The organism is Listeria sp. ILCC796, assembly GCF_900186175.1.
Taxonomy (GTDB): Bacteria; Bacillota; Bacilli; order Lactobacillales; family Listeriaceae; genus Listeria; species Listeria goaensis.
Window position 1 is genome coordinate 133,207 of sequence record NZ_FYBV01000001.1, and the last position, 25,304, is coordinate 158,510.

Consider the following 25,304-nt stretch of genomic DNA (forward strand, 5'->3'; position numbering starts at 1 on the left):
TTCGTAAGTTTAATTTTACTGCTTCCGAGGAAAATAAATTATTTTCCTTTTTCTTTTTATTTGGAAGTTAGATGAGATTCATACACATTTCGTTCTAAAAAAGCAAATTGAAACCCGATTTTAGGAGGAAACAAACCAGTGAAATTAAGAGAAGACATTCGTAATATTGCGATTATTGCCCACGTTGACCACGGTAAAACAACGCTCGTGGATGAGCTTTTGAAACAATCCGGAACGTTCCGTGAAAATGAGCATGTTGATGAACGTGCGATGGACTCAAATGATATTGAACGTGAGCGTGGTATTACGATTTTAGCAAAAAATACAGCTATTAATTATAAAGGTATCCGCGTTAACATTATGGATACACCAGGACACGCCGATTTCGGTGGTGAAGTGGAACGGATTATGAAAATGGTTGACGGTGTACTTTTAGTTGTCGACGCTTACGAGGGTACAATGCCACAAACGCGTTTCGTACTAAAAAAAGCGCTTGAGCAAAACTTAACACCAATCGTTGTTGTAAATAAAATTGACCGCGATTTTGCGCGCCCCGAAGAAGTTGTCGATGAAGTTTTAGAACTGTTTATTGAATTAGGTGCAAACGATGACCAACTAGAATTCCCTGTCATTTATGCATCCGCAATTAACGGGACTTCAAGCGAAGATTCTGACCCAGAAAAACAAGAGAAAACAATGGCGCCACTTTTAGATACTATTGTGGATCATATTCCAGCGCCAGTGGATAATAGCGATGAGCCGCTTCAATTCCAAGTTTCCCTTTTGGACTATAACGATTATGTTGGTCGTATTGGGATTGGTCGTATTTTCCGCGGAACAATGCATGTCGGCCAGACGGTAGCACTTATGAAACTTGACGGTTCTGTGAAACAGTTCCGCGTAACAAAAATGTTCGGTTTCTTCGGCTTAAAACGTGAAGAAATTAAAGAAGCAAAAGCAGGCGACTTAGTGGCTCTTTCTGGAATGGAAGATATTTTCGTTGGAGAAACAGTGACACCGTTCGATCAACAAGATGCGCTCCCTGTATTACGTATCGATGAGCCTACGCTTCAAATGACTTTCGTAACAAATAATAGTCCTTTTGCGGGTCGTGAAGGAAAGCATGTGACGAGTCGTAAAATTGAAGAGCGGTTAATGGCCGAGCTTCAAACGGACGTTTCACTTCGCGTAGAACCAACAAGTTCGCCAGATGCGTGGACAGTTTCAGGTCGTGGTGAGCTTCACTTGTCGATTTTAATTGAAACGATGCGTCGTGAAGGCTACGAACTACAAGTATCCAAACCAGAAGTTATCATTCGTGAAGTGGAAGGCGTAAAATGTGAACCAGTCGAAGATGTTCAAATTGATACACCTGAAGAATTCATGGGCGCTGTCATTGAATCAATCAGCCAGCGTAAAGGTGAAATGCAAAATATGGTCAATGACGGAAACGGTCAAGTGCGCTTACAATTTAAAGTGCCTGCACGTGGCTTAATTGGCTATACAACTGACTTCCTTTCTATGACGCGTGGTTATGGTATTATCAACCATACGTTCTTAGCGTATGAACCAATGCAAACGGGTCGTGTCGGCGGACGTCGTAACGGCGCTTTAGTATCAATGGAAACAGGAAAATCAACAACATATGGTATTATGCAAGTGGAAGACCGCGGAACCATTTTTGTTGAGCCAGGTACGGAAATTTATGAAGGCATGATTGTTGGTGAAAATAGTCGTGAAAATGATATCGCGGTTAACGTCACAAAAGCTAAACAAATGACGAATATTCGTTCCGCAACGAAAGACCAAACGAACGTTATTAAAAAACCACGTCAAATGTCTTTAGAAGAATCACTTGAATTTTTAAATGATGATGAGTACTGTGAAGTAACACCAGAAAGTGTACGCTTGCGCAAGAAAATTCTCAATAAAAATGAACGTGAAAAAGCTCAAAAACGCGCGAAAAGCGCTGAATAATGAATGATGGAACTGCTACTTAATCAAGTAGCAGTTTTTTTGTATTCCAAGTAATCATTTGCTAAGATGGAAGTAGGAAAGTAGGTGGACACATTGATTCAAGTAATTACTTCTACAGAGTGTCGTAAGGACCCACGCATGGAAATGAGCCGTATTTTTGTGGACGGCTTTTATCAGTGGCTGAAATTTTTCTCGAAAGATAAGAAAAAGCTCGCGAAAGCCTTTAGTCATGCATTCCAATTAGACGTCTTTCATCTGGCCATAATCGATCAGGAAATTGCCGGAATGACCGCGCTAAACGATGGTTCAAAGCCAACACTTATTTTGGATAAAAAGGAGTTACGCAAACACCTCGGTTTTATTCGCGGAAGCATTGCTTTTAAAGTTTTAAAATATGAATTTGAAGAGAAGCAATATCCGTTCCCGTCAGAAGTTGGACTCGGCTACATTGAATTCGTAGCTACTTCGGAAAATTACCGGCACATGGGAGTAGCAAGCACGCTTATTCAGTCGCTCCTTGAAACAGCCAGATTCACCTCTTACGCGCTTGAAGTGGCGGATACGAATAGCCATGCTGTTATGCTCTATCAAAAACTTGGTTTCAAAGAATTTATGCGCGTTGAAATGAAACATAAGAAGCGTAGTGGCGTAAATTATTTAATTTATATGAAGCGAACTGAAGAAACTGCTTAACAGAAAAAGACCAGTCCATTTTTTTGGCGGTCTTTTTATTGTAATATGATTGTAATATTCCCAGTTTTTTGCTATAGTATAAGGAGAAAGGAGTGTGTTTAGTATGAAAAAGTGGTTACTAAGCTTAATCATTTTGAGCATCGCGATTTTAGGCGCGGCTTGTGGAACAGATGCAACAAATTCTGATAAAGAAAAAACATCTGAAAAGCAAGAAAAAGTACAGAAGAAGGAAACTGCAAAAAAAGAGGCAACATCTGAGGCGGAAAAAGAAGATGCGGATACAAATACAACTTCTGATGATGGTAAAGATAACTCGGAAGCAGACAAACCAGCAGCTGATGAAAATCAGGATCAAAGTCAGAACAAAGATGCATCGGAGAATTCAAATGATGCAGCGAAACAAACGATTGCAGCACCGCAAATTGATAAATCAGCATTTAGCGTATCAAACGTATTGCCAATTACAGGCGGTCAAGTGACTACTGTTTCTGGAAATTACAGTCCATCTTTTATAAAAGATTTTAATTCGCTTGTTATTCGTATTAATCAATATAAAGTAGAGCGCGTTCAAAATCCGACGAAGGAAATTGATGTTTACTCACCTGAAAGTTACATGAAACACGGCGGGTATGTCGTCACATTAGACGTATCAATTTTTAACAAAACAACGAAAGATATTACTTATAAAGCCGAGCAAATTAATTTAGTTGGAAAAAGTAAAAGTACTGGTGGTAGCCTAGATAATTTCATTCCGAATAAGTACCATTTAGCAGGAAGTGCAGCTGATCCTTATGTGTTTAGCCCAGGGAAAACAGCAGAAGGCTTCATTACGTACATGATGGATGATGCCAAATATGCGGACTTTAAAGCGAGCCCAAGCGTTGCAGTTCCTAGTCCAGGACAGTTTGATGCTAGCTTGCCGAAAAGTGAAGCGGCAGTTGCAACATTAACTTTAAATTAAAAAGACTGCGTGTAGTTCCACTTAGCAGGTTAAGCTAAGCGCTACACGCAGTTTTTATTTAGATTCCCGCTCTAAAATTTCGCGCTTTAATTGACTAAGCGGTTTATTGAACGGCTTATTAAAATGAAATTTCCCGGAATTGATTCGCGCCATCGTTTGAATAGCAACGCGATGATCGCAATCTGGGCAAATATACATACGAATTGGTTTATTGCGCAGTTGCTTCGTTTTAAATTCACGTTTGTCTAAATCGTCTATCCGGTCGCATAAAATGCAAGTTGCTTTCATGAAAAATCACCTCGTGAATCCATTATAGCATGTTTTAAAGAAAAAGAAGAGAAGCGCGATTTTTAACATAAACCGTTTGCAGTCCATCGATTTTGTGCTATACTTAATTTATTAATAGATTGAAGCGTCTAGAGAACGCATAGAGAGGGAGGTCGCTGTGATGACTGAAAATACAAGCCACCGAGATCAGGCTGTTGAGTTACTAAAAGAAGATTCGCGTCGAATTTTGCAACTGATTAAAGTTCAGATGGATAATTTAACTTTGCCACAGTGTCCAGCGTACGAAGAAGTACTAGATACACAAATGTACGGTTTATCCCGTGAAATTAATTTTGCAACTAGACTTGGCTTAATTGATATGGAAGAAGGCAAACGTCTTCTAGCAACATTAGAAAAAGAATTGTCGACATTACATGAATTGTCAATGAACAAACAGTGAGATTTTAAAAAGGGTCTACAAATTCTGTAGACGCTTTTTTTCGTTTACACCTAGGCTCTTTTTCTTTATAATGTTAAAATAGAACGCTTAAAAAAGCGCAACAAAGATTGGAAGAGGACTATGCTTAAAAAAATTCTAAAATCGTATGATTATTCGTTAATAGCAGTGTATCTTGTCCTATGTATATTTGGCTTGATTATGGTTTATAGTTCCAGTTGGTCGCTTGCTTATCGGCAAGATTTGCCTGCGGACTTTTACTATTTGCGCCAAGTTAAAAATTTAGTGATTAGCTTGCTATGTTTCGGTTTGTTTGCTTTTTTCCCATACCGAATTTATCAAAACAATAAATTTTTAATTCCGATGATGTTCGGCTCCGTTTTATTACTCTTACTTATTTTTGCGATGGGGCATACGGCAAACAATGCACAAAGTTGGTTTAGACTAGGTACTGCTTCGCTTCAACCAGCGGAATTTGTGAAAATCTCGGTCATCATTTATTTAGCCGCGATTTATGCGAAAAAGCAAAAATACATTGATGATTTTAACCGCGGTGTATTGCCACCTATTTTCTTCCTAGCGGTCGTTTGCTTTTTAATTGCCATTCAGCCAGACATTGGCTCCGCATTTATTATTTTTATGACAGGCTGCTGTATCATTATATGTTCAGGCATGCGTCTTAAAACAATTTTAAAACTAATTGGGCTTGGACTAGGTATCATTTTAATTTTAAGCGTTATAGTGCTTCTGCTGCCAGATGAAATTCAAAAAGAAATCATTTCTCCGACTAGAATGGGAAGGCTGACAAGTTTCCTTAACCCGTTTATCGACCGAGGCAATACAGGACATCAACTCGTCAACTCGTTTTTTGCCATCGGTTCTGGAGGTGTTTTTGGACAAGGCTTAGGAGAAAGTGTACAAAAACTTGGTTATTTGCCAGAAGCGCATACCGATTTCATTATAGCTGTCATTGCTGAAGAACTAGGCATATTCGGCGTGTTAGTTGTTATTTTCGGACTGTTCTTCATGATTTTTAGAATTATTTTGACTGGATTACGTGCGAACAATCCATTTGGTGCTTTGCTTTGTTACGGGACGGCTGGACTTATTGGCATACAGTCATTTATCAATTTAGGCGGTGCAACTGGTGTAATTCCAATTACTGGGGTTACATTGCCGTTCATTAGTTACGGGGGCTCCTCGCTAATGGTTATGTCAATTTTAATTGGAATTGTTGCAAACGTGGGGATGTTCACAAACTATCAGCGGAAATACGGAAAACAAGAGGGAATATGATTGGAGAATGAGGCAAAACATGACGAATGTTTTGCCTCATTCTTTCAAAAATATTCGTTTGTTTTGTAGACTTTCTAAAAAATTGGTAGAAAGTAATTTACATCTAGTATGTTTTAATACTATAATTGAATTTATATACCGCTTTTTACATGACAGAATAAACAAAATGAAAAGAGCTTTCTTGTTGTTGATAAAAAGGGTTTAAGCAACCAGAAGGTTATTTTGTGCTAAAAAGGCAGAGTGTTGGTTAGGAGGAGAAAAATGAATAATATTAAAAAAGTATTAGTGGCAAACCGCGGTGAAATTGCAATTCGCGTGTTACGTGCATGTACTGAACTCAGAATCAAGACAGTAGCAATCTATTCACAAGAAGATACGGGAGCATTTCATAGATATAAGGCGGATGAAGCTTATCTCGTCGGAGAGGGTAAAAAACCAATCGATGCCTACTTAGATATCGAAAATATCATTGAAATTGCAAAAGAAGCAGAAGTTGATGCGATTCATCCAGGATATGGTTTCCTGTCTGAAAACATTGAATTTGCGCGCAGATGTGAACAAGAAGGCATCATTTTTGTTGGTCCTAAATCGAAGCATTTAGACATGTTTGGCGATAAAATTAAAGCGAAAGAACAAGCTTTACTAGCTGATATTCCAGTTATCCCAGGAAGCGATGGTCCTGTTTCTGGAATTGATGACGTCGTTGAATTTGGTAAGAAAAACGGTTATCCGCTCATGATTAAAGCTTCTTTAGGCGGCGGCGGAAGAGGTATGCGTGTTGTTCCATCAGAAGAGCATGTAAAGGAAGCCTTTGAACGGGCTGCCTCAGAAGCAAAAGCTGCTTTCGGTAACGATGAAGTTTACGTTGAAAAATGCGTCATGAATCCAAAGCATATTGAAGTTCAAATTTTAGGCGACTCGCATGGCAATATCGTTCATTTGTTTGAACGTGATTGTTCTGTCCAAAGACGCCATCAAAAAGTAGTGGAAGTTGCCCCTTGTAATGCCATCACATCAGATTTACGTGAGCGCATCTGTTCGGCAGCTGTTAAATTAATGAAAAACGTGGATTATCTAAACGCAGGTACAGTTGAATTTCTTGTTGAAGGGGAAGATTTCTACTTTATCGAAGTAAATCCGCGTGTTCAAGTAGAGCACACCATCACAGAAATGATTACTGGAATTGATATTGTGCAGTCGCAATTATTTATTGCAGATGGCTATTCAATGCATGACCAACTCGTTGCTATCCCGCAACAAAAAGATATTCGTATTCAAGGTTCAGCTATTCAATGCCGTATCACAACAGAAGATCCACTTAATAATTTTATGCCGGATACTGGACGAATCAATACTTACCGTTCAACAGGTGGTTTTGGTGTCCGTCTTGATGCGGGGAATGGTTTCCAAGGAACAGTCGTAACACCGTTCTATGATTCACTACTCGTAAAATTATCAACATGGGGTATGACATTTGAGCAAGCACTAAGAAAAATGGTTCGTAATCTAGTTGAATTCCGAATTCGTGGCGTAAAAACGAATATTCCGTTTCTATTAAACGTAGCACGTCACCCAGACTTCATTAGCGGAAACTACAACACATCGTTTATCGACTCAACGCCAGAACTATTTAAATTCCCTCACGTACGCGACCGCGGGACAAAAACCCTGCGTTATATTAGTAACGTCACCGTGAACGGCTTCCCGGGAATTAAGCAAGATGAAAAGCCAGTTTATAATGAGCCACGAGTGCCAAAAATCCCTTACGGACAAAAAATTGAACCAGGTACGAAACAAATTTTAGACGCAAAAGGGCCAGAAGGTGTAGTGGATTTTGTGAAGTCACAAGATGAAGTATTACTCACAGACACCACGCTTCGTGATGCGCACCAATCCTTGCTCGCGACACGCGTTCGCTCTAAAGATATTTTCCAAATTGCAGATGCTATGGCGCATTTGCTTCCAAATATGTTTTCATTCGAGATGTGGGGTGGTGCCACGTTTGATGTCGCTTATCGTTTCTTAAATGAAGACCCGTGGGTACGTTTAGAAACCTTGCGCAAACAAATTCCAAACGTCATGTTCCAAATGTTGCTTCGTGGTGCAAACGGCGTCGGTTACAAAAACTATCCAGATAACGTCATTCGCGAATTCGTGAAACTTTCCGCTCAGTCAGGCGTCGATGTTTTCCGTGTGTTCGATAGCTTAAACTGGATTAAAGGAATGGAAACGTCCATTGAAGCTGTTCGCGATACAGGCAAAATTGTGGAAGCGACAATTTGTTACACAGGTGATATTGATGACGAAACGCGTACAAAATACACAATCGATTATTACAAAGATATGGCCAAAGAATTGGTGGCGCAAGGGACACATATCCTCGGTATTAAAGATATGGCAGGCCTTTTAAAACCACAAGCTGCTTATCGTTTAATTAACGAACTAAAAGATACGGTCGATGTACCAATTCATTTGCATACGCATGATACGAGCGGTAATGGAATTTACACATATGCTGCTGCTGTTAGTGCTGGCGTGGATATTGTCGATGTTGCGTCAAGCGCGATGAGTGGGGCGACGAGCCAACCGAGCATGACAGGTCTTTATTACGGTCTTGTAAACGGGAAGCGCCAAACAAATTTAGATGCGCACAACTCGCAAATTTTGAACCATTACTGGGAAGATGTTCGGAAATACTATAAAGACTTCGATAATGCGCTCAATTCACCGCAAACAGAAGTATATGTACACGAAATGCCAGGTGGCCAATATACCAACTTACAACAACAAGCAACGGCTGTAGGACTGGGCGATCGTTTTGATGATGTGAAGGAAATGTACTCTACAGTGAACCAAATGTTTGGCGATATCGTAAAAGTGACACCTTCTTCAAAAGTTGTCGGTGACATGGCACTCTTCATGGTACAAAACGATTTAACAGAAGAGCTTGTTTATGAAAAAGGAGATACGATTGATTTTCCTGATTCGGTCATTGAATTTTTCCGCGGCGAAATTGGACAGCCGTACGGAGGATTCCCTGAGAAGCTACAAAAGCTCGTATTAAAAGGTCAAAAGCCACTAATCGATCGTCCGGGAGCGCTTATGGAGCCAGTTGATTTTTCTAAAGTAAAAGAAGAATTACAAGAGAAAATGGGCTACGAGCCAACTGAACGCGATGTGATGGCTTACATTCTCTATCCAAAAGTATTCCTTGATTATCAAAAAATGATTGATAAATATGGTAATGTAACAGTTCTTGATACACCAACATTCTATAAAGGAATGCGTCTCGGTGAAACAATTCAAGTGGAGCTTGAAAAAGGAAAAATCTTGCTCATTAAATTGAATTCTATCGGAGAACCAATTGCTGACGGAACACGAGTCATCTACTTCGAATTAAACGGTCAACCACGTGAAATTAACGTGCAAGATTTCAACGTACAAGCGACTGTTGTTGCGCGGCGTAAAATTGATACGACGAATCCGGAACATGTAGGTGCAACAATGACTGGCTCTGTTATCCAAGTTGTTGCGGCTAAAGGACAAAAAGTGAAAAAAGGCGACCCACTTCTCATCACGGAAGCGATGAAGATGGAAACGACCATTCAAGCACCATTTGATGGTGAAGTCAAAACTATTTTCGTATCAGACGGTGATACGATTGAATCTGGCGATTTGTTAATGGAAGTCGCACGCATTTAAGAAAACCTCTAGGGGCATGGCTCGCCATGCCCCTTTTTTATGAAAAAAGGCTTGAAATTACTTTACAAATATTACGTTTTGAGGTAACTTAACATAAGGTGGTTCTCCCACCAAATGAAAGCAGCTTATGCGAAACGGAAGGCGTTACATAAGAAAACATACAAATACATCGACATCCGTAGGCTTCTAACTTGGAGGCGATTTTTATAAGAGAGAGATAAATTGACGAGAATTTATTTACTAAACTTGGAAAGAAGTGTTTTTGTGAAACAAGTATGGGAAGTTTTAAAAGAACAAATTAAATATACTCCGATGATGATTCGTATTTCGCGTTATGAAGACCGAGCGAACTATCAAAGTCACTACTTAGGATTATTATGGGAGATTTTAAATCCGCTAATTCAAGTCGCTATTTATTTCCTAGTCTTTGGTTACGGGTTAAGAGGAAGCTCCACACTTCAAGGGACAGACGTTAGTTTCCTTGAATGGATGCTAGCGGGAATTGTGCCGTGGTTCTTCATTAACAGTGTTGTCATGCAAGGAACAAATAGTATTTTTAATAAAATTCATCTCGTATCAAAAATGAATTTTCCGATGAGCATTTTGCCGAATATTACTATCATCTCGAATCTAATGAGCTATTTTGTGATGACCATCATTATGGTAATCATTTTCTTAGTGAAAGGAACACCTATCAGTATTTACTGGGGGCAATACCTCTATTATTTCGTTTCGATGATTTTATTCTTATTTAGCTTTTCGCTTTTCAATGCGACAATCACTGTCTTAGTACGAGATTACTACATGGCGCTTCAAAGCGTTATGCGCGTTTTATTTTATTTAACTGGGATTGTTTGGAATATCCCGCAACTATTGCCTGAATGGGCCGCTAACCTATTAAAACTAAATCCATTTATGTACATTGTAGACGGCTTTAGAGATTCGCTTCTGCTCGGAAAATGGTTCTGGGAGTCGCCGTCTTATACGATTTATTTCTGGCTGCTCACCTTATTTTTCCTCTTTGTCGGATCAATCTTACACATGAAATTCCGCGAAAGATTCGTTGATTTCGTATAAGGAGCGTTTTGTATGAGTACAAATCTAAAAGTATCTTTTAAGCACGTGTCTAAAGAATACGATTTATTTGCGAGTAAGGCGGAAAGTATGAAAGCTGCCTTCCGTAAAGAGTCCCAAGATTCATTTTGGGCATTAAAAGATGTGTCCTTTACTATTTTTGAAGGGGAGTCAATCGGTATTATTGGCATTAACGGTTCTGGAAAGTCCACGATTTCAAGTATTATGGCTGGTATCGTGCAGGCGACAGAAGGCGAAGTTAAAACAAATGGCGTGGCATCGCTCATTGCGATTAATGCAGGTTTCAAGGGACCACTCACTGGGCTTGAAAACATCCGCCTGAAATGCCTTATGCAAGGATTAACGAACAAACAAATTGAACGTATCCTGCCAGATATTATCGATTTTGCTGACATTGGCGATTTTATCAACCAACCCGTCAAAAACTATTCAAGCGGCATGCGCTCACGTCTGGGATTCGCTGTATCGGTTCATATTGACCCGGATATTTTAATTATCGATGAAGCTCTTTCTGTCGGGGATGACACATTTTATCATAAATGTGTGAATAAAATCGAGTCGTTTAAAGCAGAAGGGAAGACGATTGTTTTTGTGAGTCACTCCTTAGAGCAAGTGAAAAAGCTATGTGACCGTATTATTTGGATGCATTACGGTAGCTTAAAGGAAATTGGCGCAGCAAATGAAGTGGCGGAGTCCTATGAGTCGTTTGTAAAATGGTTTAATGAACAATCGAGATCGTTTAAGAAAGCCTACCAACTAGAAATGAAAGCAGCACAAAAAAGCCGTCCTGAAGAAATTCATGAGAACCCAGCCTTTAGTGAACAAAAAGTAAAAGTAAGCGATAAATGGCTACTCGTTTCGGGCGTAGCTTGTCTGGCTCTTTTTGGAACTTTAGTTGCGACAGGACATTCATTTTTAGGTTTATTTTAAAAGAACAGCTGAACCATTTTGGTTCAGCTGTTCTTTTTATAGAAGCCGATCGGTTTGATCAATATAAATCATTTCTTTCAAGAAATCTTTGTAGTAATCCGATTCGAAATGTGAAAAGGAATGCCCAAATGGATAGTAATAATCACCGATATAGCCTTTGTTCGTGAAATCAATGACACGAACGTTTGGTGCTTTCAACAAGAAGTAGTTATTTAAACGGTCCCATAAATACTGTGCTTTTTGAATAGCCATTTTATTTGGATAAACTGTTTTTTTCCCAACTTCATCATAATACTCACAGGTGAAGCCGCCTTTATTCAAGATAATCCGGTTTTCAGGAATAATTGTCGTAAGTTCTTCAATAAAACGATCGGCATAATGCGTCCATTCGTTAAAAAATTCTTCATCATTCAAATGCGTCATCATTCGGTGACAAGGTAAATCATCAGCAATGTGGCTACCTTCAACAATGTAGGAAAAAGTAATGGCCGTTTTATCATTCAACCACATAACAGGGCGAATAGCATCGGCATATAAATCAATAATAAAATAATCCGGTTTTGCTTTTTTTAACCGCTTAAAGAAATCCTTCTTAAAATCGTCTTTCATATAAGACATATCAAAATGAGTGATTTCATCCTTATACTTATTAAAATCCACTTTTTCATCAAAATCTTCCGTCATAATGCTTATGAGCGAGGAATGCATTTGCGTAAGAGCAACATGAAAGAAAGACTTATACTCTGGATTAAAATAAGGGGAGGAGTTAAACGCATTGCGACTAAAGCAAGTTCCCAGTACAGCGATATTTTTAGCTTGTCCTTTGCTCGTTGGACTTGGAGCAATTCGAATATATAAATTATTTCTAGACATCTTAGCTAATTTAAAATCAAATGCTTTTTTGGGAGCTGTTTGTAATTTATTCTCAAATTGAATACTTTCAGGCACATAAACAGGAAAATCAGGGAAACCATCAAGACGAATAAATGCATCCCAAATTTGATATGGCTTGAAAGTATCGAACGGAAATAAATTCGCTTTATTTACTTTTACATGATAGGACGATAACCAGTTTGTTTTAAAAGGAAAAATCAGCTCTTCTAAATACTCAAATTTCAAGAATTTCTTATCGCGCCGTTTTAAAACAAATTTGCCATTCTTTAGTGAGTGTTGGCTTTCAAATTTAAACGATAGCTCTTTTGAACTCTCAGAAAAACTCTGTATTTGCACTTCTTGCTCCACTTTTTTGATAAAATAAAAAGCCAACCGATTTGAGCCAGTTTTATAAAAAGAAATACTCGTGTAAGGAATTGCATCCGGAAAAACAGTTTGATCCACATTGTTTTTCAAAGATTCGGCTAAATCTAAGTACATAGGATGAGATTCTTGGCCAGCAGTTTTTACAACTAAAAAGCAGTCTAAATTATTTAAATCATCTACTAAGAAAGCATCATCTAATCTATCAAAAGAAATGTCAAAGCTAAAATTCTGATTTTTAATATCAAAAAGTTCGAATTTTTGTACATGTTCAAAATAGTTATAGAGGGTAGGGTTAGGACGTCTTTTAATCACCAACTGCAATTTCAAGTTTTGTCTAGCCCAGTTAAAAGCATCTGCTTGAATAGAACCGGAACCACTAAAACCATTTTTGGTTAAAGTAAATGTTTCTAATATGGCCTGAAATGGCTTAGGCGTTGCGACTAGAATGAGCTTACTCGTTGAAAGATTAAACTCAAATTCAAAAAAGCTATCAGCATCTTTTAATGTATCTACTTGGCTGATGTCATTCGTTTGAACGATAGCTTCGCCTCGACTTGTATGGCATAAAAATGTCCAATTTGTTTTTCGGTCGTGAAGTGATTGTTTAGAGAGTAAAGCAAAAGGGACTTCTATTTGATAGAAACCATCTGCAAAAGCGGTTTTTAACTCAAATGACTTCGCCGGATGGATAAACTGGTTTTGTTGCTTATAAACTGCAGAAACAGTTTGAATGTCTACAGAACTTTTTAAATCAATTAACCAAGATTGTGTTTCTGTAGAGGTAGTAATTTTAGCAGCGATAACTTCCATGCGTATTCTCCTTTTCATTGTAATGCTCACATAAAATATTGTACCATAAAAAGAAAAATTTAAATCTTTCATTGCTTAAAAAGTGTATATTTTTTGTCGAAAGATGTTTCGATTTCTTTACAATTCTATTTTTTGACCGCAAGCGCTGTAATATATGTTATAACTAAAAAGTACCAAAGTAAACAAGGAGGAGATTTTAATCAAACATAGAAGTAATCATTGGCGATTTTTGATTTGTTTAGCTCTTATGTTGCTATTCATTCTGCCTGTGACAGAAAATGCTCAAGCTGCTACGTCATATAGTACGTATTATGCGCCAAATACAATTAATTTGAGAGCAAGCAGAACGTTTGATAGCAAAACGATTGTTCAAATTCCGAAAAATGCATCCTTTAAGGTGCTTGATGGATCAAAGGACAAAAATGATTGGGCAGAGGTCACATATAAGTCATATAAAGGATATATGCAAACGCGTTATTTCGCGAATACAAATCCAACTAAAACATACACGACTTACTATGCGCCATCAAATATCAATTTGCGTGAAAATCGAACATTTGATTCAAAAACGATTGTCGTTATTCCAAAAAATGCATCGTTTATTGTTGAAGACAACTCCGCAGATGGAAATAATTGGGTACGAATTATGTATAATCAAAAAGAGGGTTATATGGAAAAACGCTATTTAACGTTGTATAATCCCTCGAAAGGTTACGGCACATATTATGCGCCGAGCCCGATTAATTTACGTAAATCAGCAACTTTTGATTCAGCAACGGTAACTCAAATTCCAACAAATGCATCTTTTTCTGTGGAAGACAACTCAGCAAATAGTGCGGGATGGGTGCGAATTATTTATCAAGATAATATCGTTGGTTATATGCAGCAACGTTATTTAAGTGGCTATGATCCTCGTAAGACATACAACGATTATTACGCTTCTGATGTAGTAAATCTGCGATCAGGTCGTGATTTTTCAACAAGCGTTTCTTACGTGGTACCAAAAGGACAAGTCATGTATGCTTTGCAAGGATCAACAGATAGCAATGGCTGGACAGAATTTCAAGCAAATGGTCGAAAAGGTTATATGCAATTGCGATATGTTACAGCTAAAATTCCTAATGCCACATATGTTAATTATTATGCAATTAACAATGTTAATTTAAGAAATAAACAAGACTATAATTCACCAACCACCGTAACGATTCCTGCGAATCAACCTGCACTCGTTAATAAGGCTGATATCGGTAAAGAATGGGTGCGTGTAGTGTATAACAATATTCCTGGTTATACGAAGTTAGGATACTTGTCTAATGGGGCTCCTATCCAAAAACGTTATTACACGACAACTTATCCTACAACGTTTTCAAGCATGCTTGATACAAACATGAGGCTGACTCCGCAGACGGATAAAAAACCAAGTCAAATGTATATTTCAAGTGATGGAACATCTGTTACAGGTACAAGCGGCAAAGTTACGGCTACTAACATTTCAGTTAGAAGTGCCGCTAATACTAATGGTTTTGTTGTAGCAACGTTGAAAAAAGATCAGACATTTACCGTTTTAAATACGATAACTGATAGCAACAAGAAGAAATGGTATCAAGTGAACTTTTCGAGACAATGGTTTAATGCCAATCGAACTGATACTGCCTATTATTTAAATCCTAATAATTTTAGTAAAAACTCAGCAAGTTACTTGCAATTTCTTATTTTGTCGAAGCCAGCAAACATTGATCCAGCAGAGGTTAATCGAACGGTCTTAGCTGGAAAAGGAATACTAGCGAATAAAGCAACTAGTTTCCAAACTGCGGCTCAGCAAAATAGTGTTAGCGAAATTTATTTGCTGGCACATGCGCTTCTAGAAACAGGTAATGGTACATCTCAATTAGCAAATGGTGTAGTTGTGAGCAGCGTAGATGGCAAACCTGTTACACCTAAAAAGGTGTATAACATGTATGGCATTGGAGCTGTTGATAGCGCGCCACTTCAAAAAGGCTCAGAACGCGCCTATAAAGAAGGTTGGGACACACCTGAAAAAGCGATTATAGGTGGAGCTAAATTTATTGGTGATAAGTATATTAATGCAGGTCAAAATACGTTATACAAAATGAGATGGAATCCAGCTACTCCAGGTACTCATTTGTATGCAACTGACATTGCTTGGGCATACAAGCAAGTGAATACAATGAATCAAATTTATAGCAAGCTTACGCGTTACACCCAAGAATTTGATACACCAATTTATAGGTAAACAAGAGGCCAAGGGTATTATTACCTTTGGCTTTTCATGTTGTATTTTTATAGTAGAAGTTGATTAAAAAAGTTTATTTTGCTATATTAATAGATAGTTTGAAAAGGAGGATGGTTTTTTGAAGAGCAAAAAAAAGATGTGGTATCTTTTCTCTATTTTTATCGGATTTATTTGTTTATTAGGCTTTTATAAATTTGATATCATTAGTTTTTTAGTTATCTTTTCCTTTGGAGCAATGCTTTTTTTATGCATACGACAATTGGAACATCTCACATTTAATTGGCTAAAATGCGTGGGTAGCATTTTGATAGCTGCATTTTGGTTAGCATCTACATATTTAGGAAATTTATCGTCTCACACAATAATAAGCTTTATCTACATATTAGGGGCATTTTACTTTTTAACAAATTTATTTTACTTACTTTTACTTGAACTTGCTCATCCGTTCTCACCTTTAGTTAAGAGTCGAATTAAAAAATATGAATTAGCCATATATGCCGGCATACCTTTTGTTTCATGGATGTTTTCATTTTTAGCTTATTTTCCAGCAAAAATGACTTTTGATTCTTATTATCAATGGGCAATGGCACATGATGTTAGGCAGTATAGCGCATGGCATCCGCTACTACACACCTTATGGGTGGAGTTCACATCTAATATTTATAATTCTCCAGCTAGTTATATTTTCACTCAAATCGTCGTAGTGGCACTTATTGTTGGCTATGCCATCTATTCGTTAACGAAATTAGGTTTACCGAAATTTTTAGGATATTTACTTGTTTTTGGCTACGCGCTTTGGCCTGTTATGATGTTATACAGTGTGACAGCGTGGAAAGATATTCCGTTCGCGGCATTCATTCTATTATTCACAACATTATTAGCAAAAATTGTTGCTTCAAACGGTACTTGGTTGAAAAAACCACTTAATCTTACTGCACTTATTTTAGTAGCTTTTGTAACAATTAATTTAAGAAATAATGGTGTATTTATTGTCGTCGTTACTTTGCTTCTTTTAGTCATTTTTATGAAGGGATTCAGAATCCGAACGGGCCTTGTGTTTGTTATCGTTATGGCAATGAATTTGCTTTTCAATGGTCCGGTTGCAAACGCACTAAATGTACAGCAAAATCCGTTAAACCAAGCTTTAGCGATTCCGTCACAACAAATTGGTGCAACTTTTTATTACAACGGTCAGTTTACAAAAGAATTAAAGGACTATTTTACTGAAATTTTACCTGAAGAAAATTGGAAAAAAGACTATAATCCTTATACGGTTGACCCAATTAAACATGATGCAGCTTATAACTCTGCGCCTATTGATGCGGATTTTGGGCTATACATTAAAAACTGGGCGAAGTTAATGACGGATAATTTTGGGATTTATGTAAAATCATATTTGGATCAAACTAGTGCGATTTGGCGTTATCAGTCGCCAGACAACTATTCAGTCTTTTTCGGTTCAACAGCAAAATTACAAGATATTAATTATGATATTCGAACATTTGCGATAATGACAAATACGCCGAATGATGTTGAAAAGGTTAACCGGGCAGGGTACGAACGCTATATGAATGAGCTTAAGTCTGTAGGTGTAGACAGCAATCTTTCTTATGAAGATTACATTAAAAATAGTGTTGAGCCATCTGCTAAACCGCTATATTCCGACTCTAAATTTACGAGCTATGACAATTTTTTAAACCAACTTATGGAAAAAGTTAGAACGGATTGGCAAAATATTTTACTTAAAGGGGCAATTCCGTTATTGCTACTTCTAATTGCATTTGTTTCAAATCTTGGTAGGGGCAGAAGATTAAGTTGGCTACTTTTTGTACCAGCGTTTCTAGCTGTTGCAACAATTGCTGTTGCGATGCCAGCGACAGACTTTAGATACAGTTTTAGCTTCATTTTCACAGTGCCTTTCCTATTTTTTGTTGCAAAGCTAAACTTGGAAAAAAATTAGAATTATTTGGAGGCAAAGAAAAACATGGAAAAAGTGGCTGTTTTAATCCCTTGTTACAATGAAGAAATTACTGTAGGAAAAGTAATACGGGATTTTAAGCAAGAATTACCAAATGCTGACATATACGTATACGATAATAATTCAAGCGATCGAACAGTTGAAATTGCGAAAGAAGAAGGTGCAATTGTACGTTCGGAAGTTAGACAAGGAAAAGGGAATGTTGTTCGAAGCATGTTCTCAGACATAGATGCAGATTACTATGTGATGATTGATGGCGATGATACATATCCTGCAGGAGCTGTGCACGAAATTTTAGACGTTCTAAGAAATAACGAGGCTGATATGGTCATTGGTGACCGTTTAAGTAATGGAACGTATTCGAGCGAAAATAAGCGGAATTTCCATGATTTTGGGAACAATTTAGTGCGCAACACGATTAATAGTATTTTTAAGAGTAATATTCGTGATATCATGACAGGCTACCGTGGCTTTAATCGGTATTTTGTAAAGACAATGCCAGTACTAAGCCCAGGGTTTGAAATTGAAACAGAAATGAGTATTCATGCGTTAGAAAATCGTTTTTTACTTAAAGAGATTCCAATTGATTACCGTGACCGCCCTGAAGGAAGCGAATCGAAACTGGATACATTTTCTGATGGGATGAAGGTAATTAGTACTATTATACGCTTATTTAAAAATAGCAGACCGTTTTTGTTCTTTGGCATTTTGGCAGCATTGTTCCTAATTATTGGCATAGCCGTAGGTATTCCAGTGCTTGTTGGTTTTGCTAAAACTGGGTTAGTTTTGAAGTTCCCTAGTGCTATTTTAGCTGTAGGCTTAATCATTCTAGCTATGTTATTTTTCATTTGTGGACTTATTTTAGATACAATTCAACATCGAAATAAACAAATTTATTTTTTAGAGTTAGTAAAATATAAAGAAAAAGCAACACGAAAAACGACTTAATTACATATTAAGTCGTTTTTCATATTAATAATCAGAAAAAACGGATTTTTAAAACATAAAGACCTATTGAAGTTTTGTTGTTGAGGCGCTAGAATGGAATGTATAGTAATCATTTTTGATTACAAATTTAATAATAGAAAGGATGCGCTATGAAAAAAAGAAATTGGGTTGTTATTCTGCTTGGAATATTTTCTCTGATGTTATTTTTTGTGAATCCGGAGAAAGTTTTAGCAGAATCTGGGGACAGTGGTATTGGAGCAAATGAAATTTTAGATAAAGAAGTTAACGAAAAGGTGTATACCCCAAAACAACAAACTGAGGAAGAAAAAGATGAGAATAAGCAAAAGCCTGTCGAGGAAGAACAGGGCCAAATGCTTTTTCGTTCTGCACTTCCAGGAGTATCCGCGACGTCTCTTTCTACGCTAAATCAGCATATCATTAACCAAAACTATCCGAAAGCAACTATTCAACAACAAATCAAGAATTTTGATCGCTTTGCTTATCAGGATGGTGTTGGGAAGCCTCGAGGTATTGTTATTCATGAAACGGCTAATGATAATTCAACGATTACGCAAGAAATCAACTATATGACGAACAATTGGCAAAATGCATTTGTCCATACGTTCGTAGATCATAATCAAATTATCGAAATCCATCCAACTGATTATGCAGTTTGGGGAGCTGGACCGAAAGCAAATCCATATTTTGTGCAAGTTGAGCTAGTACGTGAACGAACAGCAGATGGCTTTTACCGCTCTGTTTATAACGATGCTTACTATGCAGCTTATATTTTAAAGAAGTATAATTTAGCACCAGTAAATGCCCATAATACAGGTAGTGGAACGGTTTGGTCTCATGACGCTGTATCACGTTACCTAGGTGGTACGACACACAGTGATCCGGTTGGATACTTTTCAAGATGGAACTATTCATTTAATGAGTTTTTCCAATTGGTTCAGTATTTATATGATCGTATGGATGTAACTTACTATGCTTCTTCGCCAATTAATTTAAGAGCGGATGCAAATTGGTCTTCCAAGACGGTAGCAACAATTAAAATTGGTGGTTCGATGAAAGTTGATCCAGCTAAAAGTAAGAATGGCTGGGCGTATGTCAATTATAATGGAACGATTGGATATATTCCTTATGCATACATTCAAACACAGAACACCTTTAAAACGGTTTATGCAAAAGATAACTTGAATTTACGTTCTGATTCTAGTTGGAGTTCAAGCGTATCTGGCGTTGTTCCGGCAGGGAAAGCTATTGTGGCTAACTCATCAAAGAATAAAAATGGTTGGTCATATGTCACGTATGTCACGAGTACTGGAAACATTTCTGGCTATATTCCAGCTGCTTATTTTCAAGATACAAACCCATTGAAAACCTATTATGGGAAAAATGATCTTAATTTAAGAGCTGACAGCAATTGGGGTTCAAAAGTTGCGATAACAGTACCGGTAGGAAAAGCGGTTGTTGTGAACAGTGCGCTCGCTAAAGATGGCTGGTGGCATGTTACGTACAACGGCGTTTCAGGATACATGCCAGGAAGTTATTTGCAAACTACAAACCCGATTGCCACTTACTATGGCAAGGATAATTTGAATCTTAGGGCAGATAGTAGCTGGGATTCAAACGTCACCACAACTGTTCCGGTTGGTGAAGCCGTAACTGTAAACTCTGCTTTAGCCAAAGATGGTTGGTGGTATATCACTTATAAAGGTGTTGCAGGGTATTTGCCGGGGACGTATTTGCAAACAACGAATCCGATTCGTTATGCTTATGCTAATGATTTGCTAAATGTTCGCGCTGACAGCAATTGGAGTTCTGCGATTAGTGTCGTGGTGCCAGCTGGTGAAAAAGTGCAAATTAATGATTCTAAAGAGAAAAATGGTTGGGCCTACATGACATATGCTGGGAAATCAGGATATTTGTCTGAGGCATATGTTTCAAAAGAGAATAAATATACAGCTTACTATGCGATAAATGCGATTAATTTAAGAGCCGATAGTAACTGGAATTCTGCCGTTGTTGGTGTGATTCCTGCTAGAGCAAAAGTGGCTGTAGATTTAAGTAAAACTAAAAATGGTTGGTTATATGTGACCTACAATAATTTAAAAGGTTACATTCCCGAAGTTTATTTAAGTAAATAAATAGTGAATCCTCAAGGGGGAGACGATAAGTCGATACCTTGAGGATTTTTTTGAACAAAAATAGAGAAGGTCGGGATTCCGATCCTTCTCTATACGATAGTTGTGAATTAAGAATTCTTTTTCTTGCTTGTAGCCTTATCGTCTTTATGCATTTCAAGATAAAGCTTATCGACTAATTGACGTACGTTATCTTTAATTTCAGGGTGTTCTAAAGCAAATTTCATTGTTGTTTCGATAAAACCGAATTTATCACCAACATCAAAACGTTGCCCTTCAAAATCATACGCGAAAACACGTTGGATTTCATTTAAGCGATTAATCGCATCGGTTAACTGGATTTCTCCACCAGCGCCGGGTTCTTGTGTTGCTAAATAATCAAAAATCTGAGGTGTCAATAAATAACGACCTAAGATTGCTAAATCAGATGGTGCTTCATTTGGATCAGGCTTTTCAACAAAACCTTTTACATTAAATAAACGATCGCTCATCTTATCAGCAGGATCAATAATTCCATAACGATATGTTTCTTCGTGTGGAACTGTTTGAACACCAATGACCGAACTATGAGTATGCTCATACTGGTCGATAAGTTGTTTCACACAAGGAACTTTAGACTTAACAATATCATCGCCAAGCATGACAACAAAAGGTTCATTACCAACAAAACCCTTTGCTTGTAAAATGGCGTCACCTAACCCTTTAGGTTTAGATTGTCTGATGAAATGCAAGTTAATATTTGTTGTTTCTTCCACAAGGTGGAGTAATTCAAGTTTGTTCTTTTCTCGTAATGTTATTTCAAGTTCAGGAACAGAGTCAAAGTGGTCTTCAATCGCACGTTTTCCCTTACCTGTAACAATTAAAATATCTTCAATTCCTGAGGCCATCGCTTCTTCAACAATAAATTGAATCGTAGGCTTATCTACAATAGGTAGAATCTCTTTTGGCATAGCTTTTGTAGCAGGTAAAAATCTAGTCCCTAATCCTGCAGCTGGAATAACAGCCTTTCTTACTTTCATCTCGAAACCTCCAATAAATATGTACTTCATTGCCTCCTAACATTATAAACGATATTGATGCAGAATAGCAAGACTGATTTCTGTACTGATAAGCGTAGAAATAGATTGGCGGAAGCTAACATGCGCGGGAGAAAATCGAATTGGAATTGACATCCATAAATTTAATAGCTAAAATTAAACAAGATATGCCATTTAGTTAGGAGAATAATATTTTATGAACATGCGAGTAACTGAAAACAAAAGAGTCGCAATAAGTATTATCGTGCCGCTTTACAATGTGGAAGAAGTCATCTTAGAAACTTTAAAAAGTATTGAAGCTCAAACATTTGATAATTATGAAGTTTTACTTATTGATGATGGTTCAACAGATAGAACAATTGAAATTGTAAAAGATTTTATCAAAAACCATAAACTATTTAAACTTATTCAACAAGAAAATGCGGGGCCAGCAGTTGCTCGGAATCATGGTCTTCGAAAGGCTCAAGGAGAGTATATTTGTTTTGTAGATAGCGATGACATTATTCCTGATAATGCGCTTGATTTAATGTATCAAGCAGCAGTTAAGAATAATGCTGATTTAGTTACAGGGGCAACTAAACGGTTTAATTCAGAGAAAGAATGGTTTATTCCTTCTCATGTGGAACACAATATTGCCAAACCGGGGAGTAAAACGATTTTCAAAAATCCGGAATTGTTTTATTCGATAGGGCCGTGTGCTAAATTATATCACCACCAATTAATCGAAAACCTTTTTTTTCCTGAAACAATTAGATACGGAGAGGACCAGCCATTCGTACTTCATGCATTGCTGAATGCAGAAAATATTTATACGGTAGAAAAAGTGGTTTATTACTACCGTTTGAGGGACGGTGAAGGTGAGTCCTTAACACAATCAGTCTATAAAGATCCTGTGCGTATTTTGCAATCTGTGTTTGATGTTTTTGATTACGGGGAGAAAGAAATTAAAAACAGTAAGACGCCTGAAAATATTGCGTTGGAGTATTATAAACGTGTTTCTAGTGTTGAATTGTGGGCTGCTCTCAAGGCATCAACAGAAAGTAAAGATGTTGACATTCAAAACACCTGTTATACGATGATTTTAAATTGGTTTGAAACAAAATCGGATAAGTTTTTAAACTTAATTCCATCTTTCCGTTATTTTCTTATGTATAGTACGATGGACCGAGCAAACTATATTCGAAAGGGAGCTAGGGATTCTTTCCGCAAACTAATTACTTACTTGTGGGCAAAACAAAGAGAAGAGGCGAAGGATGCTTTCATCAAAACCTATCCTGTATACTACCAAGCGACCATTAGTATTATAGATGAAGACAACTGGAAAAAAGCGAAGAGAATTTCTAACCGATTTATTATTCGTTCGAAATTAAAAACGCCACGCCTCGTAAATGGTTTTGCGCGAAGAATCTTATTTAAATTGGTGAGTTTTTTGCCGAAAAAAGATTATCTTGTACTTGCAACAGAAAGAAGCGTGAAGCTTGAAGGCAATTTATTAGCGATTTATGACTTTATGTTTTTAAATAATCGACCTGAACGAATTTTTGTCTTTTTGAATAAACAGCGAAGTTGGCTAGAAATACTACAGCTTTATTATGTGTTGGGGCGTGCTGAGAATATTGTTTTAGATGATTATTACAATAAAATCTATGGATTGAAGTTCAGTAAAAGAACTAATGTTATTCAATCTTGGCATGCGGCAGGGGCTTTTAAGAAGTTTGGCTTTAGCGCATTAGAAGCCGATGATTCAAACACTGAAGAATTTGAAGCGCGAGCGCATTCGCCTTACTCTGCCGTTTTAACGAGTTCAGAAGCGATTGTCCCGCAATATGCAGAGGCGTTTCGCAAAAAGGAATCTCAAATATTTCCAATTGGTGTGCCTAGGACAGATATCTTTTTTGATCATGACTATAAAGAATATATCGAGGAAGTTTATCGGAAGCAATATCCGATTTTACGCGAAAAGAAAGCCATTCTATATGCGCCAACCTTTAGGGGAGGACCAGACGAGCGGAAGAATTTCTCTGTTGTCATGGATGTCAAAAAAATGCGCGACTGCTTGAGCGATGAATACGTCTTAATTTTAAAATTTCACCCGATGATTAAAAATATCACCATGAATATTGATTTAGACGATCCATTTATTATTATGATTGATTCAACAGATGATATAAATGACGTAATGCTATTTAGTGATGTTCTAATAACAGATTATTCTTCAGTGATTTTCGAGTATAGCATTATGAATAAACCTATGTTTTTCTTTGCTTATGATATTGATAATTATTTTGATGAACGCGGTTTTTATTTCAACTATGAGGAAATGATTCCCGGGAATATTTACAAGACAACAGATCGATTGGTTGAAGCTATCAAATTGGATCAATATGATTATGAGAAATTAGTTTCATTTAGAAAGCAATTTATGTCTAGTATTGATGGTCAATCCACCCGTCGCTTTATTGAAACTTTTATAGATAATAAAGGGGGGAGAGCATGATTTCAATTATCCAAGTGAGTTCGGAGGAACGTGTTCAAGAAGCACTTCCGAAATTAAATACAGCTGAAGGCGAATTTATCCTTTTAAATGGAAATGAATCGGACATCGTAACTTCTCAAATTATGACTTTCGCTAAAAATTATGAGGAAGTTATTGCAAGTGCAGACATTCATTATTTTCAAAAAAACCCTGTCTTTTTAAAAGAAGTCAAGAACTTTTCTTATGAAAAAACAGAGTTAGAAGAAGGGTTAAACTATATCAATGAAGTAGAGCTTTCTGTGCCTAGCTATCTCGAACAAGAGCCCTTTCTAATCTTTGAAGAAAATTATCATTTTATGTTGGTTCGTAAAAAAGAACTTTTGAGTGCAGCGAGTGAACTTGATGGCCACGACAATTTTGAGGAGTTAATGTTTAGATTGCTTTCGAAAAATCAAAGTATCGTTAAACAAAAAATCTTAGAATTTCAAGATGATGTTTTCCAAAAAGAATTAGCTGAAGTGGATGTGGAACAAGTTTTTGAGAAGTATGCGTTTTTAAAGATGCGGCAGGAGAAACATAGCCATATTCGTTTGCTTAATCAAAAGTATAATATTAATACTTTGAATTATTTAGTTCGGGAGCAAATTGGCCCGTACTTCCAGCAACTCATTCTCAAAAATGAAGTAGCAAAAGCGGAAACATTTTTAACCAGTTTACTGAAAAAACTAGAGCAATTAGATAAAATAATTGTTTCTGATTTAGTTTCACTTGGTTATTTCTTCGTGCAAGTTCCAATCGAAAATTATCAAAATTTAAAGAGCGACCCATTATTTGTCGAAACATATCTGAAATTTAGTACATTTTTATTTGATCAAATGCATTTTAATTCAAGACAATACTACTTGCGTTTTTACCGTCAAACAACGAATGCATTGTATAAAGCTGTGCGGGCAAATTCTGATAAAGAACTACAAAAATGTAATGAACTATTTTTTAGCAAGTAAATCAATATC

17 protein-coding genes are annotated in these 25,304 nt (G+C 37.1%); 14 read left to right on the top strand and 3 right to left on the bottom strand.

Annotated features, from left to right (window positions below; all coding sequences use genetic code 11):
• Positions 1-138 precede the first annotated feature (138 nt).
• From typA to CFS04_RS00710, 3 genes are all read left to right on the top strand, one after another.
• Complete coding sequence (typA, locus tag CFS04_RS00700; protein ID WP_088808685.1) at positions 139-1,977, top strand: translational GTPase TypA; 1,839 nt, start codon at positions 139-141, stop codon at positions 1,975-1,977.
• A gap of 93 nt (positions 1,978-2,070) precedes the next feature.
• Positions 2,071-2,670 (top strand): GNAT family N-acetyltransferase, encoded by a 600-nt coding sequence (locus CFS04_RS00705; RefSeq protein ID WP_244169912.1) that lies wholly within the window; start codon positions 2,071-2,073, stop codon positions 2,668-2,670.
• A 103-nt stretch (positions 2,671-2,773) separates the two neighbouring features.
• Positions 2,774-3,631, top strand: a complete 858-nt coding sequence (locus CFS04_RS00710) for a DUF5068 domain-containing protein (protein WP_088808686.1) — start codon at positions 2,774-2,776, stop codon at positions 3,629-3,631.
• Positions 3,632-3,685: 54 nt separating this feature from the next.
• On the opposite strand, the gene CFS04_RS00715 is transcribed toward CFS04_RS00710, so the two are convergent.
• Entirely contained in the window at positions 3,686-3,919 is a 234-nt protein-coding gene (locus CFS04_RS00715) for a YlaI family protein (protein WP_088808687.1), read from the bottom strand.
• Between the two features lie 160 nt (positions 3,920-4,079).
• Here CFS04_RS00715 and CFS04_RS00720 point away from each other — a divergent pair, with 160 nt between their 5' ends.
• The 5 genes from CFS04_RS00720 (at position 4,080) to CFS04_RS00740 (ending at position 11,378) form a co-directional block, all read left to right on the top strand.
• Positions 4,080-4,358, top strand: coding sequence for a YlaN family protein (locus CFS04_RS00720; RefSeq protein WP_088808688.1), 279 nt, complete (start codon positions 4,080-4,082; stop codon positions 4,356-4,358).
• Positions 4,359-4,478: 120 nt separating this feature from the next.
• Positions 4,479-5,651: a putative lipid II flippase FtsW gene (gene ftsW / locus CFS04_RS00725; RefSeq protein ID WP_088808689.1), complete on the top strand. Its 1,173-nt coding sequence runs from the start codon at positions 4,479-4,481 to the stop codon at positions 5,649-5,651.
• Between the two features lie 261 nt (positions 5,652-5,912).
• Entirely contained in the window at positions 5,913-9,353 is a 3,441-nt protein-coding gene (gene pyc / locus CFS04_RS00730; RefSeq protein WP_088808690.1) for a pyruvate carboxylase, read from the top strand.
• Positions 9,354-9,617: 264 nt separating this feature from the next.
• A complete protein-coding gene (locus CFS04_RS00735; protein WP_088809062.1) occupies positions 9,618-10,430 on the top strand; it encodes an ABC transporter permease in 813 nt (270 codons plus the stop codon).
• Between the two features lie 12 nt (positions 10,431-10,442).
• Positions 10,443-11,378 (top strand): ABC transporter ATP-binding protein, encoded by a 936-nt coding sequence (locus CFS04_RS00740; protein WP_088808691.1) that lies wholly within the window; start codon positions 10,443-10,445, stop codon positions 11,376-11,378.
• A 36-nt stretch (positions 11,379-11,414) separates the two neighbouring features.
• Here the strand turns inward: CFS04_RS00740 and CFS04_RS00745 are convergent, their stop codons facing one another.
• Positions 11,415-13,448, bottom strand: coding sequence for a DUF6270 domain-containing protein (locus CFS04_RS00745; protein WP_088808692.1), 2,034 nt, complete (start codon positions 13,446-13,448; stop codon positions 11,415-11,417).
• Positions 13,449-13,695: 247 nt separating this feature from the next.
• Between CFS04_RS00745 and CFS04_RS00750 the strand changes: the two genes are divergently transcribed.
• From CFS04_RS00750 to CFS04_RS00765, 4 genes are all read left to right on the top strand, one after another.
• Positions 13,696-15,702, top strand: coding sequence for an SH3 domain-containing protein (locus tag CFS04_RS00750; RefSeq protein WP_088808693.1), 2,007 nt, complete (start codon positions 13,696-13,698; stop codon positions 15,700-15,702).
• A 304-nt stretch (positions 15,703-16,006) separates the two neighbouring features.
• Complete coding sequence (locus CFS04_RS00755; RefSeq protein ID WP_159457868.1) at positions 16,007-17,662, top strand: DUF6020 family protein; 1,656 nt, start codon at positions 16,007-16,009, stop codon at positions 17,660-17,662.
• 24 nt (positions 17,663-17,686) lie between these two features.
• On the top strand, positions 17,687-18,628 hold the full coding sequence (locus CFS04_RS00760) for a glycosyltransferase (RefSeq protein ID WP_088808695.1): 942 nt from the start codon (positions 17,687-17,689) through the stop codon (positions 18,626-18,628).
• A 149-nt stretch (positions 18,629-18,777) separates the two neighbouring features.
• Complete coding sequence (locus CFS04_RS00765) at positions 18,778-20,781, top strand: SH3 domain-containing protein (RefSeq protein WP_117584596.1); 2,004 nt, start codon at positions 18,778-18,780, stop codon at positions 20,779-20,781.
• 107 nt (positions 20,782-20,888) lie between these two features.
• Here CFS04_RS00765 and galU read toward each other — a convergent pair whose 3' ends face one another.
• Positions 20,889-21,797: a UTP--glucose-1-phosphate uridylyltransferase GalU gene (galU, locus tag CFS04_RS00770; protein ID WP_088808696.1), complete on the bottom strand. Its 909-nt coding sequence runs from the start codon at positions 21,795-21,797 to the stop codon at positions 20,889-20,891.
• Positions 21,798-22,011: 214 nt separating this feature from the next.
• Between galU and CFS04_RS00775 the strand changes: the two genes are divergently transcribed.
• The gene (locus CFS04_RS00775) at positions 22,012-24,312 is read left to right on the top strand and encodes a CDP-glycerol:glycerophosphate glycerophosphotransferase (RefSeq protein ID WP_088808697.1); all 2,301 of its coding nucleotides are present in this window, start codon (positions 22,012-22,014) and stop codon (positions 24,310-24,312) included.
• The gene (locus CFS04_RS00780) at positions 24,309-25,295 is read left to right on the top strand and encodes a hypothetical protein (protein WP_088808698.1); all 987 of its coding nucleotides are present in this window, start codon (positions 24,309-24,311) and stop codon (positions 25,293-25,295) included. The genes CFS04_RS00775 and CFS04_RS00780 overlap by 4 nt, the downstream gene beginning before the upstream one ends.
• Positions 25,296-25,304: the final 9 nt, after the last annotated feature.